Source organism: Paenibacillus sp. JZ16, from assembly GCF_015326965.1.
Lineage (GTDB): Bacteria > Bacillota > Bacilli > Paenibacillales > Paenibacillaceae > Paenibacillus_AQ.
On sequence record NZ_CP017659.1, the window covers coordinates 2,472,896 to 2,490,372 of the forward strand.

Sequence of the window (17,477 nt, forward strand, 5' to 3'; positions counted from 1 at the left end):
ATTTACCGAACGTGTTAACCTTTAATGGAGCCGATCATGACGCCTTTCTCGAAATATTTTTGCATAAACGGATAAATGAGCAGAATCGGAAGCGTCGATACAATAATGACCCCGTACTTGATCTGGTCGGCATAACGCTGCGCATACCCCCCTGCATCCCCTCCTGTTCCGGCACCGCTAGAGAACACCTGGTTTGACAGCAGAATATCCCGCAGAACGATTTGCAGCGGCTGGAGCTTCGTGTCCCGGATATAGATCAGCGCGGTGAAGAAGTCATTCCAGTGCCCCACCAAATAATAGAGTCCGATGACGGATACCAACGCTTTGGACAGCGGCAAGGCCACTTTAAAGAAAAAGGTAAAATGGGAGCAGCCGTCCATGACAGCCGCCTCATGCAGCTCCTGCGGCAGCGAGTTCTCAAAAAAGGTCCGAGCAATGATCAAATAAAACACATTCACGGAGAAGGGGAGAATAAACACCCAGATGGTGTTCGTCAGACTAAGCCCCTTCATCAACAAATAGGTGGGAATCAGCCCGCCGTTGAAAAACATCGTGATCACGAAAACAAACATAATGAGCCGTCTGGCGCGGAATTCCTTTCTGGATAGCACATAAGCTGCCGGAAGCGTGAACAGCATGTTAACCAAGGTGCCGAACACCGTATAAAACAGCGTATTCCGATATCCGGTCCAAATCCGCATATCTTTGAAAATCTCCTGGTAACCGAAAAAACTGATATTTTTGGGGATAAACAGGACCTTCCCCGTCGATACGAGCGTTGAGTCGCTGAACGATGCAATGATGATAAAGTACAGCGGATAGGCGATCAGCAGAAAAATCATACTGCACAGAAAACCCAATGTGATCTTAAACGCTAACTCCTTGCCGTTTAAACGCGTTCTCGTATGTTCATGTTCCACAACCGTTTCTCCTTCCCCGATCATTAGAATAGGCTCGTTTCCGACATTCTCTTCGAGATCGTGTTCATCGCATACAAGAATACGAAATTGATGAGCGTGTTAAACAAACCGATGGCCGAAGCCAAGCTGAATTGATTGGAGATGATGCCGATTTTATAGACGTAGGTGGCAATGACCTCCGAGACGGGAAGGTTCAGCGAATTCTGCATCAGAAATATTTTCTCGAAGCCGGTCCCAAGGATATTCCCCATGCTGAGGATAAACAGGATGATGATGGTCGGGATGAGGGCGGGAATATCTACATACCGGATCGTCTGCCATCGGCTGGCCCCATCGATTTTGGCGGCATCATACAGCTGGGGATCCACGGTGGACAAGGCTGCAAGATAGATAATGCTGTTCCAGCCGCAGTGCTGCCATATGTCGGAAAGCACATACACCGGGATAAAAGTCGAGGTGGATGCCAACAGATTGATATGTCCCAGCCCCACCGCCTTCATGAAGTGACCGACAACTCCGGTTTCGGAGGACAGCAGCACGTTCAGCATCCCGACCAGCACGATAATGGATATGAAATGGGGCAGGTATACGGTAGTCTGCATCAGCTGCTTCATTCTTTTTCTGCGGATCTGGTTAAGGATGAGGGCCAATATAATTGGAGCCGGAAAGCCAAGCACGATCGTGGCCAGACTGATCAGAAACGTGTTTCGCATCAAATCCGTGAACAGGTAACTGTCGATGAATTGCTGAAAGTAAGCAAGCCCTCGCCACTCGCCGCCGGTCAAGCCTTTGCTGAAATCGTAATCCCGAAAAGCAAGCTGGATGCCGTACATCGGGATATAGTTAAACAACAGGGTGACGATAATAGCCGGAAAAATCATAATCCACAGCTGGTAGTCTCGTCTGAAGGTGTTCTGTCTTTTACGGGATTCCATATCCTCCCTCCTAGTTTTGATTCATGTACTCGTCGTAATATTTTTGCATAATCTCTAGATTCTGCTTCAGGCCTGCCTTCTCGCTTTCCTTGATGTACGTGTCCCATTCGGCTTCCACGCCGCCCTTGGTCACCCATTTGGCAAAGCTGGATTCCGCCAGATTCATCACGTTCGTGTTGTTCAGGCTCATGGCGTTGTTGTCCATGGTGGAATACTTGATGAACATGCCGGGGAACACGTCTTTATCGGGATCCACGTCCAAGGCCGCCTCCAGCGGCTCCGATTGACCCAGCACCTCCTGCATATCCGTGCCAAGCGTCAACTCTAAGGTATCGGGGATATAAAATGCGCCGTTGTCCGCCATCGTCGAGGTCCATTTCCATGTGCCCGGATCCATCTTGGCATCGGCCGGAGGCAGAACGGCATATGTACCGTCTCCGTTATCTTTAATATTCGGTCCGAGGGATCCGAACAGCACCTGCATGCCCACCTCGGGCGCATAAAGCTCGTTGATGAATTTCATGGCCGCTTCCTTGTTCTTGGTCTTGGCGGACATGACGATATGGTTGGGTCCATAGTTCAGAGAGTAATGATCGTAGCTCCAGGACAGCTTCCCTGCATAATCTGCCGACACCTTCATCGGCGGCATGGAAGCATACTGCGGTGCCAGCTGCTCGCCGAACCGGTCGGACGCCACCCATCCCCAGGTAAAGCCGACCTTGGCCGTATCCCCTTCCCCGCGGGCGATGGATTGAAATTTCGTATAATCATGCGTGAACACTTCCGGGTTAATCAGACCCGCCTTGTACAATTTATTAAGAAACGCGACCATCGTTTTGTACCGTTCATCCGTCAGGAAGTTCTTCACTTGACCGTCTTCCACGAAATAGCCCTGTCCGCTGCCGTCCGTCAGCGTAATGCCCATGCTGCCCAGGAGCACCGCCGGGTTAAAATATCCGCCGATGCCTCCCGGCCAATCCATCGGAATCTCGTCATTCGGATCGCCATTGCCGTTGGCATCCTTCTCTTTGAAGGCCACCAGGACTTCATACAGCTCATCCCATGTGGTCGGCATGCTCAGGCCCAGTTGTTCCAACCACTGCTGGTTAATGAACTGCCTGCTGGCGGTAGCGGGCCAGAACCGCTGATATTTCGGGAGACCGTAGATTTTGCCGTCCGACTGCGTGGCAATCACTTTCGTATCCGGCTTTTCATTAAACATGTTCTGTACGTTGGGCGCCTGATCCAGCATGCCGGACAGATCCTGGAATAAACCCTGGAATTGCGCAAAGTCCGCATCCGTAATGACGTTCGGCCCGATGAACAGATCCGGAATATCGCCGCTGGCCAGCATCGTCCCTTTCTTCTGTCCCCAATCCGCGGTAATCTCCTGCCATTCGATGTCCACGCCCGCCGTCTCCTCAACCTTTTGCAGCCATTCCATTTCAGCCAGCGGCTTCGTGAGCGGATGCTTGGTAATGATGGCGGTGAGCTTTACTTTTTTGCCTGTTTGATCCCCGGGTGTTTCGGCTGACTCGTTCGTGTCACCTCCGGACCCGCTGCATCCTGTTAACAACATGGCTGTGATGGCGACGAGCGAGATGAAAACGTTTACCCTTTTCTTCATTCCATTACCTCCTGGTTTCGTTTGTTGGTCTGGTCCATGAGGGTATGCGGCCATATATTGGCCTTGCCTTGGGACACATTTCACTCTAAACGGAGGGGAAGAGCCCCGTAAACGGACAATTTTTTAAGCATCTTCATTTTTTGAAAGCGCTTATAATAAAATGAATGAAAGCGCAACCAATCCGGATCGCTACAGGGAATTCAAATATTGTATACGTTCAAAAAATGAAGCTGCTCAGCTTCACGAAAGCGCCCGCACAAGAAGCTTATAACCAAAAGGTTCGTCAAAAGACCGCTGTAAGCTGCCTTATCCAGCATCAGCGGTCTTCGTTTATGCTTTATGTGTATTTCGATATTGTCCGGGTGTCGTACCCACCATCTTTTTGAAGGAACGGATAAAACTCGAGGTGTTGGTGTATCCGACCTGTTGGGAAATGGATTCAAGGGTCTCCTCGCTATCCCGTAAAAGCTGAATGGATTTCTGGATGCGAAGCTGATCGATATACTCTTTGAAATTTTGCCCCATCGTTTTCTTGAAGTGATGACTGAAGTTGGAGACCGACATATCAAAATAATCGGCCATCATCTGCAGCGAGCAGTTTGGATCCATTCCTTTCTCCGCTATGAGGGACAGAATCTCCTCCTGCGTTGCCGTACGGGACACGGGGAGCGTTTCGCTGATCATCTCGCATAGCTTGGCATAACTCTCCCTGATAATCCCGATCATCTGCTCCAGCGTATAACGGTGGTTAAATGCCGCCTCGGTGAGCCGAAGCAGGCTCTGGTCGTCATGACGGAACCGTTGGAGGCCGTTGAAGATGACGGTAACCGTATTGAGATACACGCTCCGTATCATATGCGGCGGCAGGCTGTCACTGCTTAAGTAACCGATCATTCGCTCCGCCAAAGAGGCCAGCATGGCCGCATCGTTCTTAAGGATCGCAAGTTCGAGGGATTGCAGGATTTCGGCAAAATAGGACACGGCTCCGGTTTGGGGGATCTCGAGGTTATCAAAGGTCAGCACGGTCCCGATCTTCCGGATGCGCAGAAACTCCGCTGTGCGGAGCGCCTGCAGGTAGGAGAGATGGAGGTCCACCGGCGATTGGGCAGCGCTAGACTTGCCGATGCCAATCGCCGTCTGTTGGCCCGTACGCTCCAATATTTCATCCTGAAGCCGCTCTACGCAAGATTTGATAGGGAAATCGGCTGTATGGGAGCACACCAGAATCAATTCCTGCTGATAGATGCTCTTGAAGAAGTAGCCTTGGGCATCATCAGGCAGCAGTCCCTCGTAATCCCGGCAGCAAGCCAATATCTTGTCCAGCCCTGCTCCATCCGCTTCGCAGCACAACACGGCAACCGTGTAGTTATCATGATGAAACCGGATGCCGACCCTGCGGGCTTCCTGTTCAAAGTTCTCCCAGTCAGGAATATGCCCACTCACCAGCTCAAACAGCAGGTTGTCCCGCATAATCGGCAACGATCCCCTCACATGCTCGTCCAGCTTGCTGTTAGCCTGCGAAAGCTCCTCCAACGTATACTTAATCGTATCAATCTCGTTCATCGGTTTTCGCTCCAGTGGTTCAAACACATGTACGGCGAGATCAACCAGACGGCGAATCGGCTGGTAGTTCTTCCGGATGGATACATAGATGATGAACACTTCAAGCAGCAGAATCAGCCCGACCAGGATAGCCGTATTCAGCTGAATCGTCCGAATGCCCTGCAGGGACTTAGATACCGGCAGCAAACTCACATATTTCCAGCCATTCTTATCCGATACCGAGGACGATACCAGATAGTCCGATCCGCTGATGGTATGAATACCCGAAGAGGAAACTGACTCTTCCCCTAAACGATGCACAAGCTTCTTGAAATCATCGGAAGATTGGTAAGACGTATCATTGGAGGATACCAATCGCCTTCCCTGGCCGTCTAGCACAAAAAAATCGCCGCTGTAGGTTTCCGAAACGGATTTCATCATCCGGACAATCGTATCCTCCCTAACCATGATCATAACGGCCCCGGGGGAATTCGAGCCCCCTACCGGCAGCGGCTGCACGAAGGTCAGCATTCTGACCCGGTTATTGCCGGGCACGACCACATTCTCCACAGGCCTCACGACAGGAGAATGAAGATCATTCAGAGTCTGGATCATATCTTCGTGGGCCCAGTTTTCATAATAGTAACCAACACCCGGAATGGATAGGTCCTCCAGGCTGTATGCGCTTCCAGTTTTGGAAAACAAATAACCGATGTTCTTCACATACAGCAAGGTGTTGTAAATAAACGCATCGGTTGCATTGTATTTTTTCATCTCATTGGCAATAAGCACCCGCTGGTAGTCGCTTTCCTCCGCCTTATACATCTTGAATTCCCGGTTCTGCACCAGCTCAAACGGTAAATTGTACACATATCTTGTAAACGTATCCATCGATGTCATGAACTGCTCCGTAATATGCGCATTCCAGTCCATTTCCTTCTCTTTCACCACTTCTGCCGAATAAGGATAGTAATAGCACAGGATGACGATCACGGGAAACATCAGCACAAGCAAATAGGAAATCAACAATTTTGTCAGCAGGTTAACCTTATGGATTCGCAAGCGGTGACCACCTCCCTATCCTTCGAACCAAATCTGAAAATGTTATCTATAAGAATACGTAATTTTCAAAAAAAAGAAAACTCATTTCCTGTTATACACTTTCGGAAATGAGTTTTTGATATGTGTACTATAGTTGTTGCAGCAGTCATGAGGATTGTTCCACTCCCCATTTTTCGGCCCACTTCTCCATCTCCTTCAAAGAATCCAGGAAGTCCAATCCCTTGTCGGTCAATGAATATTCCACGGAGACCGGAACGGTAGGAAATACCTCGCGTCTTACGATCCCGCTGCCTTCCAAATGCCGCAGCACATCCGTTAAGGACTGCGTCTTGATGATGGCTGCATCCCGGTGAAGCTGATTAAACCGTTTCGGTCCTTGGGCTAATTGCGCAATGACTAGAAACGCCCATTTGGCTCCGAGAATTTGCAGCACTGAACAGATATGATTGAACGCCGGCGTTTCCTGCAGCTCTTCTCTAACAGGTTCCACGATCTCACCCCATCGCTAACTAATCGTAAGTTAGTCAAAATGATTGGATAATATCCAAATACTTTGCCTTCTTACATAATATATGCGCCTTACTTATAATACAAACACAAAGAGATTTCAAGTTATACCAACCCGCTTGCGGCATGTGCTAGCCATGATCGCAGAGGGTATTGATCATCTAACGAAGGGATGAATTGGATATGAATCGATTTACGATATATTTATTGGCGCTTGGGGTTTTTCTTACTGCCACCTCGGAACTGGTCGTCTCGGGTATTCTGTATGCGATCGCAGACGATCTTCATATTTCTTTGGCCTTTGCGGGCCAGCTGATTACCGCGTATTCGCTTGCTTTTGCGATCGGGACACCGTTTCTGGTCTCGCTCACCGCTCGGTTCAACCGTAAAAAAGTGCTGCTCGGCTCTCTTCTGCTGTTCATTGCCGGCAGTCTCGTTTCCTATTTCAGCACCGAAGTCTGGATGCTCATGGGCTCCCGCGTCATCCTGGGGGTAAGCTCAGGGGTGTATCTCGTGGCCGCAATGGGTACAGCAGCCAAGCTGGTACCCCCGGATAAGTTAGGCCGTGCCATCGGTACCATCGTGCTGGGTTTTAGCAGCGCCATGGTGCTGGGCGTTCCGATCGGTATATGGATCACGAATCTACTGAACTGGCAATCGATCTTTCTGCTGCTGGCTCTGCTCAGTCTGCTGGTCGCCTTTGTCCTTACCAGACTCCTGCCGGATGTTGAAGGGGACGCTCCTGTTCCCTTTTACCAACAATTCAAAGTGCTGGGGAGTGTCTTAATCGTGAGCGCGCTGCTGCTTACGTTCTTCCGGGAATCCGGCAACTCGGTACTGTTTACGTATGTTACGCCATTTATCCAGGATATTTTCCATATCGCTCCATCTGGAATCAGTATCATAATGCTTGGCTTTGGACTTTTTGGAGCGATCGGCTCGAGGCTCGGCGGGTATGGGGTCGACCGGTTTGGCCCAGCGAAAGTGATTACGCTCAGCACGCTCATTCATATCGCGGTATTCGCGCTTCTTCCGCTGCTCGCCGGTCAATCGTTCATAGGACTCGTGCTGATGGGAATCATGGTGCTGTCCATGTTTGCGGCGGGTCCGGCCGTTCAGAGTTATTTTATCCAGCAAGCACCGGGCTCTTCCAATCTGATCCTCAGCTTAAACACCTCCATTGTCCATCTCGGGTTAGCCGCAGGCGCGGGCGCAGGAGGCTTCATGGTCAATACGACATCCACGCTTCAATATCATCCATGGCTCGGTGGATTCGTGCTCGCGCTTGGCCTGGCCGCAGGACTGGTCAGCTTCTCTGCCGGACGGAAGTCGCCGGTTACCATCCCGAAATCGGCCTGACCTCGCCTGCTCCATCATATGAAATTTGCCCAAGCCACCCTGCCAAGGGTGGCTTCCATGCTACTGGTTCCAAAAATGGGCTCACGCATGCTTGCCTATGGGAATACCGTATTTTATGGGTCAAACGCCTATTACATTATGAAGGGCAGGAATCACAGTGGCAGTCTCTTATATAGATTTCACCTCTCCATCTGTTCGTTATACTTATGATCTGAGAAACAATCAAACATTCAAGAAAGACAATCAGAATTTCATCTATTCTCTCTCCGTAAAAGAATTGAACACGCTCGGAAACGCCTCCCTGCTGGATATTCACCTCAGCACAGGCAATGTGGTGGAGCCGCATATCCACCAGAATGCATCCGAGCTGGTGTATGTCATTACCGGCGCAGCCATCGTCTCCATGGTCAATCCGTTCACGAAGGAGCTGCTGAACTTCAAGGTAACGCCCGGTCAAGTAGCCCTCGTCCCCCAGGGCTGGTGGCATTATGAAATGGCGACGGTTGACAACACGCACCTGATCGCGGTTTTTGACGCACCGGTGCCTGAATTCATTGCAGGTTCCGATCTCTTGCGATTGACGCCAGCCAGCGTGTTCGCGCACACGTACTGCCTGGATGAAGACAAAGTTAAAGACACCCTGGCACCGATTACCGATACGGTTGTCATCGGTCCGCCAAAAAACTGCCCGCAGCAGGGGCAAGTGCAAGGGCAGATGAAGCATCAACAGCCTGCGTCACATCATAATCAGCACTATTACCATCAAGAAACCTCTGGTAATCGGGACTATGAGCTTCTTCAACAGCAGCAACAGCAATTCCAGCAACAGCAGCTGCAATTTCAGCAGCAGCAACAGCAACAGCTGTTCCAGCAGCAATTTCAAGCCCAGGATCAACCCCAGCATGGAGCATATGCTGCTGAACCGCCGCTGACCCCACCTCATTTGCAAGAGCAATTCCGTTCGCAACAGCAAATACAAGAACAGCAGCGTCAGCAGTTCATTCAACAGCAGCGTCAGCTGCCATTTTTGCAGCGCCAGTTAATCGGAAACGGTTGGGATCAATTCTGATTAACCCTCTGGTGGTTATAAACTTCGAGTGGAATACACAGCATCACTATTGGCCAGTGATGCTGCGTATTTCTTTTTATATGGAAATATAATATTTAGGAAGACCGGATCCTCCCGTTATTTTCAGCTTTCGGTACGTAATCTTCTCTGGTCTTGTAACCGACACATACCATTGAATGCCCGCTGTCAAATTTACCAGGCTTAAATAATATCCGTGCCCGGCGCCTGTATCGATCCCCAACTTGCCATCGCCATACCAGAGCTGGTCTGGCGGTACACCTAGACGAAAAGTGGATGTATGTCCGAAAACAATCGTTTTATCCATATAACGAGGCGATTGATGAAACGGTTCACGAATCTCTGTCAATTCTTCCGGTTTCTGCGCATGAAGCGGTATATCGGGCCGAATGCCTGCATGCACAAACAAGTATTCGTTGTATTCGGTCCATAGCGGCATGGCAGCTATGAATTGTTGATATTGTAACCATTGGGAAGCTGTGAAACCTGCGTGTTCCGGCAATTGATGCAGCCATTTGCGTTCGTTATTTCCCTGAAGCGCAACGGCACCCGAATCACACAGCTTCTTCACATAGTCCAGAGTCCCGGCTGAATCGGGTCCCTTATTCACATAATCCCCCAGCAAAAATAGACGATCCACCTCTGGCTGATAATGGACATGCTGCAACAGAGTCTCAAGCAGGGAACCGTAACCGTGAATGTCCGATATCGCATACACATGACTCATGTAGCCAACATGCTGCTTTCTGCATAGATCATCGTTTGTTCCGGTAACAACCGAATCTTCCATTCGCTTCCCGCATCTACGCTGCAATGATGAAATAAATGGATGGGCTGCTGATCTGCCGTTTCTGCAATGACTCTCCATCCATTCCCTTCATAGATTGTCTGCATGACGGTCACCTTCAGCAAATTCCCTTCTTGTAGAGCTTCGTCACTGCTGCAAATCTTGATCGATTCAGGATGGATCATGATGATAGCCCGGCCGTCTCCATGATCCGTACCTATCAGATTCCCCGCAATCGGACTCTCGGAAACGATCGCAGCTGGACGTCCAGTCTGGCTCAGCCTGGCTTCCAATCGGTTGTGGTATCCCATAAGCTGTGCAACCCAAGGGCTTGCAGGCCGCTCAAACAACTCCCTCGGTGCTCCCAATTGATCTATCGTTCCGTCCCTTAAAATCAAAATCCGGTCCGCCACTGTAAATGCCTCCATGCGATCATGCGTCACATACAGAGTAGCAATGGATAATTCGCCGAGCAATCTGGCCAACTCACCGCGCATATCCGTTCTAAGCTTGACATCTAGATTAGACAACGGTTCATCCATTAATAACAGCTTCGGTTCTGTTGCCAACGCTCTCGCTATGCCTACTCGCTGCTGCTGACCGCCAGACAGCTGGGCCGGCAGACGGTCCAGTAAGCCCCCCAGCTTCAGAAGCGTTTGGAGTCGGTCCAATGTATTCGATCTGTCATGCCCATTTACCTTCCGGCGTCTCATCCCGTACTCCATGTTCTGTTTAACGGTCATATGCGGCCAGAGGGCATAATCTTGAAACACCATATTAATAGGTCGGTTTTCCGGTGGAACATAATGTTTCCCCCGTTCAACGACGGCTCCAGCCATCTCCACCTCGCCGGTATCAATACGCTGAAGTCCGGCAATCATCTGCAGCAGCGTAGATTTCCCACAGCCCGATGGGCCGAGTATGCATATACGTTCTCCCTCCCCGACCTCAAACGTGATCGGCTTCAAGACTTGCTGCGAGCCGAATGATTTCGATACGCCCTTTACCTTTAAGATCATTCCACGCTCAATCCCTTCCAAGTTTGATCACGATTTATTACGATCCAGCCATCTGAAGCCCAGTCGCCCTGCTGCTTGCAGCAAAATGATCATCAGTACAACTGCTCCGCAGCTAACGACAGTAGCTGCCGTAGCATAACCATAGCGCGAGAATTCAAAGGCCCGGTCGATAACCAGCGGCATCAACGAATAATTAGCCGGTTTCAGCATGGAAGCCAGGGCCAAATCGAACACGCTGGTTCCAAACGAGGCCAAGGTTGCAATCAAAAGTGACTGGCGTGCCAAGGGCAATACGATATCCCGCATCCGTTCGAACACGCTTGCCCCTTGAATGGCTGCCGCCTTCAGCATCGTGCCGGACAAATTGCCGAATGCCCCCAGCTGGACCCTGACTGCGTAGGGGATGGCACCGGCTATCCCCGCAATCACAATCAACGATGGGGTTCCGTATAAATGGAGTCCTAAAGGCTCCAGCCATTTCTGGTTCCATATGAAAATATAGCCAATCCCGAGCACAACGCCTGGGACCGCCAGGGATATGATGGAGAACAGCTGAAGCAAAGGTTTTAGCCGAGACTCCGTAAAGGTCAGCATATAAGCAACAACAAACCCGATCAGCATGCTGAATAATGCGGCTGCGGCAGCAATGATAAGCGAATGATACATTCCTTCGAGATAACCGAGCAGCCTGTGATCCCCGGCTTGTCCCGAGAATAATTCACGGTAATGGTCGAGCGTGAAATTACCCGGAGTGAGGCCTCCGCCCGCTTGTTTCAGGAGCGATACCACCGCGCTGGTTCCAATCGGAATCCCGAGGCTCATGAAAAGAAAGATCGTAATCAGCAAATTGTACAACCAGGCTTTGCGCGGTCTAACCTTTTCGATCTGGACGGCTCTTGCATTCAGAAAGTCGAATCTGGATTTGCCCAGGGTCACCATGAGCAAGGTCATCGCAAGGACCAGAATCAAGACGAGGTAGAATGCCAGCACCCCGGCCATATCAAAGCGTACCGGAGATTGATAGATCGCAGAGTATATCGAATATGTCAACGTCGGGAATTTATATACGGTGGCCAAGGCGGCGGGCAGTCCGAAATCTCCGATAGTATCCATAAACACCAGGGTCCAGCCAGCCACATAGGAAGGCAGAGCCAATGGCATTTCGACGGTTCTCCACACGGTGAATGGCCTCGCGCCGTTCAGCCTGGCTGCATAACCGAACTGCCTTATATTCCACTCCGATGCTGCAGTAATAGCCAAATAAGCTAATGGAAATTTGCTTAGGGACATGACAAACACAAGTCCGGCAGGTTGAAAAATAAACGATGTAACCCACGTCTGCCCCAGCCACTGATGAGCCAGTCCATCCGAGCCGGCAAACAAAACCCAGCCCTGAGCTATCATGAAGGATGGAGCAATCAACAATACCCAAGCCGTCATATCCAGCAATTTAACCGCTGCAAAGTCCCACCTTGCCCGAATGGTAGCAAGCACGCCGCCAATGATCGTACCGATCGTTGCCGTGCCCAGCGCCAATGTGACCGAATTCAGGAGAGACTGTTTCCACAACGGCCGATTCCATATTTCCCCGATCAAGCCCAAGCTGCTGGACTTGACCTGCCCGAAGAATAACCCGGGAAAGATGACGTTGATGAGGACGGCGAGCAGCGGCAAAAAAATCAAAATGAACAGGAGGAGGGTTACCCCGCCTCCATAGCGAGCTTCAGAAGTATTCACGTGGCCCTACCTACCTTACATTTTGGTCCGCAAACCAGGTTTTGATCTCAACTTCATGTTCCGACGCCCACTTAGCAGAAGGCAGCATAAAAGCCCCATTCGGTTCACGCTCACTTCGTGCCATCACACCTTCAGCAAGTGGCGTAAAGAAACTGTCGGTTGAATCCAGATTTGTTAACATCTGCTGTGTCTCGGGTTTTAGCATATATTCCACAAATGCCTTGGCTGCTACCGGGTTCTTGGTATGTTTGCTGATCGCTACCACACGCAAGCTACCTGGCGCACCCTCGCTCGGCCATATTACCTCAATTGGCTCACCGGCATTCTTTAGTTCATAAGCATTGTGTTCTTGAAGGGCCGCAACCTCGATTTCTCCACTTAACAACGCCTTCCCGACAGGACCATTCTTGGGGTACACATGAAGTCCCGCTTCAAAACGCTGCTCGTATTTCTGCTCTGCCGTCTCGACCCCCCATTGCTCAAAAAATGCGGATACGAGCGGATAGGCAGGCGCTGCGACAGCCGGATCTGCATGACCCACAGGGCCGTCATAAGCAAAAAATTGCTCCCATGTCGTCGGTGCCTTCTCCGGTGTTACCAGCGTTGTGTTATAAGCGATGACGCCAGCCGCATGTATGCCGACTGGGAAGTATGAAAAATCCTCGGGCACATAACTCCTTCCGCTTTCGGAGAGATTCCCCAGATTCTCAGGCTCCCAGTCTGTCAGCAGGAAATCGCGATCTGCCAAGTTGCGGACCGAACCGTGCCCATCCATCATTAGAACGTCCCATTGCGGATTTCCTTGTTCAGCCTCTATTTTGGCTAATGCCTCCCCTCCTCCATAATGCACAGCTTCCAATTTGAAACCCGTCTCTTCTGTAAACTTCGGAGCGATGTAATCCACAAAATCATTTCCGTATAAGTAGATGGTTTCCCCGGTATCCTCTGCGTCTTCGCTAGTTAATGACAAGTCCGACTGCCCGGCAGTACTTCCACTTCCGCCATTAATCGGTCCGGTCATTTCCTTGGATCTAACCGTTTGCTGTCCATCCGATTGCGCGCAAGCCGACAATAAGCACATGAGCACAATTAGAGCAATGAATATCCTATGTTGAAAGCCTCTTTTTTTGTTCATGTCACCCTCCTGTTTCTGATATTCTTCTTGGTTCCATTTCAGCATAACGCCATAGATTCATATAAAAATTATCCCTGCGTTAACAAAGAGTTAAATAATATCTATTAAATGTTAGATAAGATTAATATGATCTATGATGATATGGAAAGAGAGGAAAGCAACATGAACTTACAGCAATTAAAAGTATTTGTGCTTACCGTGGAGCTGAGGAAGCTGTACCTTGTGGCTCAGAAGCTGGGCATTACCCAGCCAACCGTCACCTTCCATTTAAACAAGCTGCAGGAAGAGCTTGGCCTTGCCCTGTTTCACACCAAGTCCTATCATGTCATCAAGCTTACGGAAGCCGGTCAAGCCTTTTATCATTACGCATCGCAGATCCATTCCCTGTCTGAGGAAGCTTCATCGACCATGGATATCTTCCGCGGAACCGCTGCAGGAGTACTCGCCATCGGCAGTACCCATACTCCCGCTACCTACCTGTTGCCGCCGCTGCTGCAACAGTTGAAACTCAATTATCCGGGGTTGTCCATCCTGATGGATGTTCGACCGGCTGCCTATATTCTCGAGAAAGTGAAAAAATACGAACTCGATGTAGGCATCATATCGAACACGAAAGTGGATGAGCCGGAATTCATCGTACAGCCGCTGATCCATGATGATCTGGTGCTTATATTCGCCCCGGATCATCCCTTTGCAAGCATAGGAGATTTAATTCCGCGCGATCTGGTCGAACATCCCTTCGTTTCGCATGAACCAGGCTCCATCAGCAGACAGCTTATTGACCGCTGGGCAGACAAACAGTGTATCCAACTTCAAATTTTCTTGGAAATTTCGGGGACCGAAGCACTGAAAGCAGCCGTTCGGCACCGGCTGGGGTATGGCATGATCGCAGAAGCTGCCATACAAGAAGAACTGGCAGAGGGAAAACTCCAATCACGACCTATTCCGTCCTGGCTGCCCGAACGTCAGATTTATGCCGTTCGCCACCGCAATAAGCTGATCAGTCCGGCGCTGCGGATGTTCTGGAGAAACCTCTTGGACAATTTTGCATTTCAACAACCGGATGAGAGTCATGACTAGATTCAAAATTAATCCCGCTATATTTCGTATTCTCCGAAAAACGGTTAGAATAGTAAGATACGGCATCTTTTCGAATGCCAATGTAAATCGAAGGAGGATCCATATTCATGAGCGTTGATTATAAAGCGTATTTCGCTGAACACCGTGAAACCCATCTGAATGAGTTGAAGGAATGGTTGTCCATTCCGAGCATTTCGGCTCTGTCCGAGCACAAAGGCGATGTGGCAAAGGCTGCCGAGTGGCTCGCAGGCAAGCTGACCGAAGCAGGCCTTGAGCATGTGGAAGTTCATCAAACGGCTGGACATCCTATTATTACGGCAGACTATCTGCATGCCGAAGGCAAACCGACCGTGCTCGTCTACGGTCACTATGACGTACAGCCCGTAGACCCGCTTCATCTGTGGGAAACGCCGCCCTTTGAGCCGGCTGTCCGCAACGGCAAATTGTACGCACGGGGAGCAACAGACGACAAAGGCCAGCTCTTCCTGCATGTCAAAGCCGTCGAAGCTATTTTGAAGCAGGAGAAGGAGCTTCCGGTCAACATCAAGTTCTGCATCGAAGGCGAAGAAGAGGTGTCCAGTCCGAACCTCCCGCTCTATCTTGACAACAACAAGGACAAGCTGGCCGCAGACGCCATCGTGATCTCGGATACGTCCCTGCTCGCACCTGGCAAACCGGCCATTTCCACGGGCCTTCGCGGATTGTGCTCCCTGGAGTTGTCTCTGGAAACAGCCAATACCGACCTTCATTCCGGTACATATGGCGGCGGCGTACCGAACGCCCTGCATGCGATGGTGTCCTTACTCTCTTCGCTTCATGACAAGCAGGGCCGTGTCGCCGTAAAAGGCTTCTATGACGGGGTGCTGGAGCTGTCCCCGGAAATGCGCGAAGAATTTGCCAAGCAGGAATTCGACGAGGATAAGCTGAAGCAGGATCTCGGCCTCGATTCCCTGTATGGTGAGGAAGGGTTCTCCTTCGTTGAACGCGTGGGAGCGCGTCCGACCCTTGAGCTGAACGGCGTATACGGCGGATTCCAGGGTGAAGGCAGCAAGACGGTCATTCCGAAGGAAGCCCATGCCAAAATTACGTGCCGTCTGGTAGCAGACCAAGATCCACAAGCGGTACTTGACGCGATCGAAGCCCACTTGCATGCCCACACTCCAGTCGGTTCGAAGATTACGTTTAAACCGAAGGAAAAAGCATTCGCCTTCAATATCGATCCGTCCCATCCGATGCTGCAAAAAGCCGCGGACGCGTTCGAGCATGTCTACGGCACGCGTGCCCTCTTTACGAAGGATGGCGGGTCCATCCCGATCGTGGAGAAGCTGTCCAGCACGCTGAACGCTCCTGCCGTCATGATGGGCTTTGGCTTGCCGGACGAGAATCTGCATGCCCCGAACGAGCATTTTAATTTGGAAAATTTCGATAAAGGCTTGCTGACGATCGTTGAGTATTTGAAGCTCGTGTAAACTTTTGACGCCAACAGTCCGAAGAGTAAAATAACAATCTTAAAAAAGAACGCGTATGGCGGGATAACCGAATCCCTGCCAATACGCGTTCTTTTGCTTTATGAAAAGCCCTTATATCATCTGTATACCGATCATTGACCTGCGGCTTCGTTTTATCGAAGAAATCGACCATGGGACGTCTTACAATACTGTTGGGATGCCGGAGCAAGCGGCTGCTAACCACAAATAGGCGGATTTCATCACCAACAGACGGCGGCTATCCCAAAACATGCGGATCCAAATACCAATTTACTGCTTCTATCACCAACAGCGGCTACGATCACGAAAACATGCAGATCCAATTACCAATTTACTGCTTCTATCACCAACACGAACTGCTATCCAAAACAAGTGAATTCCATCACACAACTTGCAGCTGCCATCACCAAACAAGCTAATTCATCCCTAACAGTCGGCTGCTATCTCCAAACAAGCAGGTTTCATCAGCTACATACGGCTGCTCTCCCCAAAACATGCGGATCCATCACTAACAGTCGGCTGCTATCACCAAACAAGAAGGTTTCATCAGCATCTTGCAGCTGCCATCACTAAACAAGCTAATCCATCCCTAACAGTCAGCTACTATCACCAAAACACGCGGATTTCATAACCTACAGACGGCTGCCATCACCAAACAAGCGGCTTCCAACGGACTACAGATCCGTTATTCGCCATATTTCAGGCGATTATGTTATCCTAACGGACACCAAGTCCGTTATTTAACCTTTTTGCTGCGGAAAAACGGACTTTTTATGCAAATAACGGAACTCATGTCCGCAAGTATCAAAGTTTAGCTCTTATCAGAGCAAATAACGTATCCTGTGTCCGGTAAATCCCATTTGACTCATTTGGCACGTTTGCTACATTTATCCCCTTTGACACGTTTATCACGTTTATCACGTTTATCCCCTTTATCCCCTTTATCCCCTTTGCCAAGTTTGTCATCAGTTTGTGCAGCCGGTTCACTTTACACGTTTGTCATCAGTTTGTGCAGCCGGTTCACTTTACACGTTTGTCATCGAGGTTCGCGCAGCCGGTTCACTTATACGCGTGCCCCTAGCGACCATCAGAAGTAATTATACGATGTTTAGCATTGTTCTTTCTTCCACAAACTATGTTTTTGCGCGTATCAGCGCATAGGCATGAATAGCGGTGGGGATGTTAATACAATT

14 protein-coding genes are annotated in these 17,477 nt (G+C 50.1%); 5 read left to right on the plus strand and 9 right to left on the minus strand.

The window, feature by feature from the left end; genetic code table 11:
- Positions 1–14: 14 nt before the first annotated feature.
- The 5 genes from BJP58_RS11225 to BJP58_RS11245 form a co-directional block, all read right to left on the minus strand.
- On the minus strand, positions 15–944 hold the full coding sequence (locus tag BJP58_RS11225; RefSeq protein ID WP_194543982.1) for a carbohydrate ABC transporter permease: 930 nt from the start codon (positions 942–944) through the stop codon (positions 15–17).
- A complete protein-coding gene (locus tag BJP58_RS11230; RefSeq protein WP_194543983.1) occupies positions 944–1,855 on the minus strand; it encodes an ABC transporter permease in 912 nt (303 codons plus the stop codon). The genes BJP58_RS11225 and BJP58_RS11230 overlap by 1 nt, the downstream gene beginning before the upstream one ends.
- Before the next feature lie 10 nt (positions 1,856–1,865).
- Positions 1,866–3,482, minus strand: coding sequence for an ABC transporter substrate-binding protein (locus tag BJP58_RS11235; RefSeq protein ID WP_194543984.1), 1,617 nt, complete (start codon positions 3,480–3,482; stop codon positions 1,866–1,868).
- 330 nt (positions 3,483–3,812) lie between these two features.
- A complete protein-coding gene (locus BJP58_RS11240) occupies positions 3,813–6,086 on the minus strand; it encodes a helix-turn-helix domain-containing protein (RefSeq protein WP_194543985.1) in 2,274 nt (757 codons plus the stop codon).
- A gap of 145 nt (positions 6,087–6,231) precedes the next feature.
- Positions 6,232–6,576 carry a winged helix-turn-helix transcriptional regulator gene (locus tag BJP58_RS11245; protein ID WP_071223225.1) on the minus strand — a complete coding sequence of 115 codons (345 nt, stop codon included), beginning with the start codon at positions 6,574–6,576 and terminating at the stop codon, positions 6,232–6,234.
- 200 nt (positions 6,577–6,776) lie between these two features.
- Between BJP58_RS11245 and BJP58_RS11250 the strand changes: the two genes are divergently transcribed.
- Together BJP58_RS11250 and BJP58_RS11255 are read left to right on the plus strand one after the other, a co-directional pair.
- A complete protein-coding gene (locus tag BJP58_RS11250; protein ID WP_194543986.1) occupies positions 6,777–7,952 on the plus strand; it encodes an MFS transporter in 1,176 nt (391 codons plus the stop codon).
- A gap of 157 nt (positions 7,953–8,109) precedes the next feature.
- Positions 8,110–9,021, plus strand: a complete 912-nt coding sequence (locus BJP58_RS11255) for a cupin domain-containing protein (RefSeq protein ID WP_194543987.1) — start codon at positions 8,110–8,112, stop codon at positions 9,019–9,021.
- A 76-nt stretch (positions 9,022–9,097) separates the two neighbouring features.
- On the opposite strand, the gene BJP58_RS11260 is transcribed toward BJP58_RS11255, so the two are convergent.
- Genes BJP58_RS11260 through BJP58_RS11275 form a run of 4 tightly spaced genes read right to left on the minus strand, consistent with a single transcriptional unit; the run spans position 9,098 to position 13,717 of the window.
- Positions 9,098–9,766 carry a metallophosphoesterase gene (locus BJP58_RS11260; RefSeq protein WP_194543988.1) on the minus strand — a complete coding sequence of 223 codons (669 nt, stop codon included), beginning with the start codon at positions 9,764–9,766 and terminating at the stop codon, positions 9,098–9,100.
- Positions 9,763–10,845, minus strand: coding sequence for an ABC transporter ATP-binding protein (locus tag BJP58_RS11265; protein WP_194543989.1), 1,083 nt, complete (start codon positions 10,843–10,845; stop codon positions 9,763–9,765). The genes BJP58_RS11260 and BJP58_RS11265 overlap by 4 nt, the downstream gene beginning before the upstream one ends.
- 27 nt (positions 10,846–10,872) lie before the next feature.
- Positions 10,873–12,582, minus strand: coding sequence for an ABC transporter permease (locus BJP58_RS11270; RefSeq protein ID WP_194543990.1), 1,710 nt, complete (start codon positions 12,580–12,582; stop codon positions 10,873–10,875).
- Between the two features lie 10 nt (positions 12,583–12,592).
- Positions 12,593–13,717, minus strand: coding sequence for an extracellular solute-binding protein (locus BJP58_RS11275; protein WP_194543991.1), 1,125 nt, complete (start codon positions 13,715–13,717; stop codon positions 12,593–12,595).
- A gap of 162 nt (positions 13,718–13,879) precedes the next feature.
- Between BJP58_RS11275 and BJP58_RS11280 the strand changes: the two genes are divergently transcribed.
- The 3 genes from BJP58_RS11280 (at position 13,880) to BJP58_RS33900 (ending at position 16,495) form a co-directional block, all read left to right on the plus strand.
- Positions 13,880–14,797 (plus strand): LysR family transcriptional regulator, encoded by a 918-nt coding sequence (locus tag BJP58_RS11280; protein ID WP_194543992.1) that lies wholly within the window; start codon positions 13,880–13,882, stop codon positions 14,795–14,797.
- Positions 14,798–14,904: 107 nt separating this feature from the next.
- Positions 14,905–16,266 (plus strand): dipeptidase, encoded by a 1,362-nt coding sequence (locus BJP58_RS11285; RefSeq protein WP_194543993.1) that lies wholly within the window; start codon positions 14,905–14,907, stop codon positions 16,264–16,266.
- Between the two features lie 100 nt (positions 16,267–16,366).
- Positions 16,367–16,495 (plus strand): hypothetical protein, encoded by a 129-nt coding sequence (locus BJP58_RS33900; protein WP_267907882.1) that lies wholly within the window; start codon positions 16,367–16,369, stop codon positions 16,493–16,495.
- Positions 16,496–17,477: the final 982 nt, after the last annotated feature.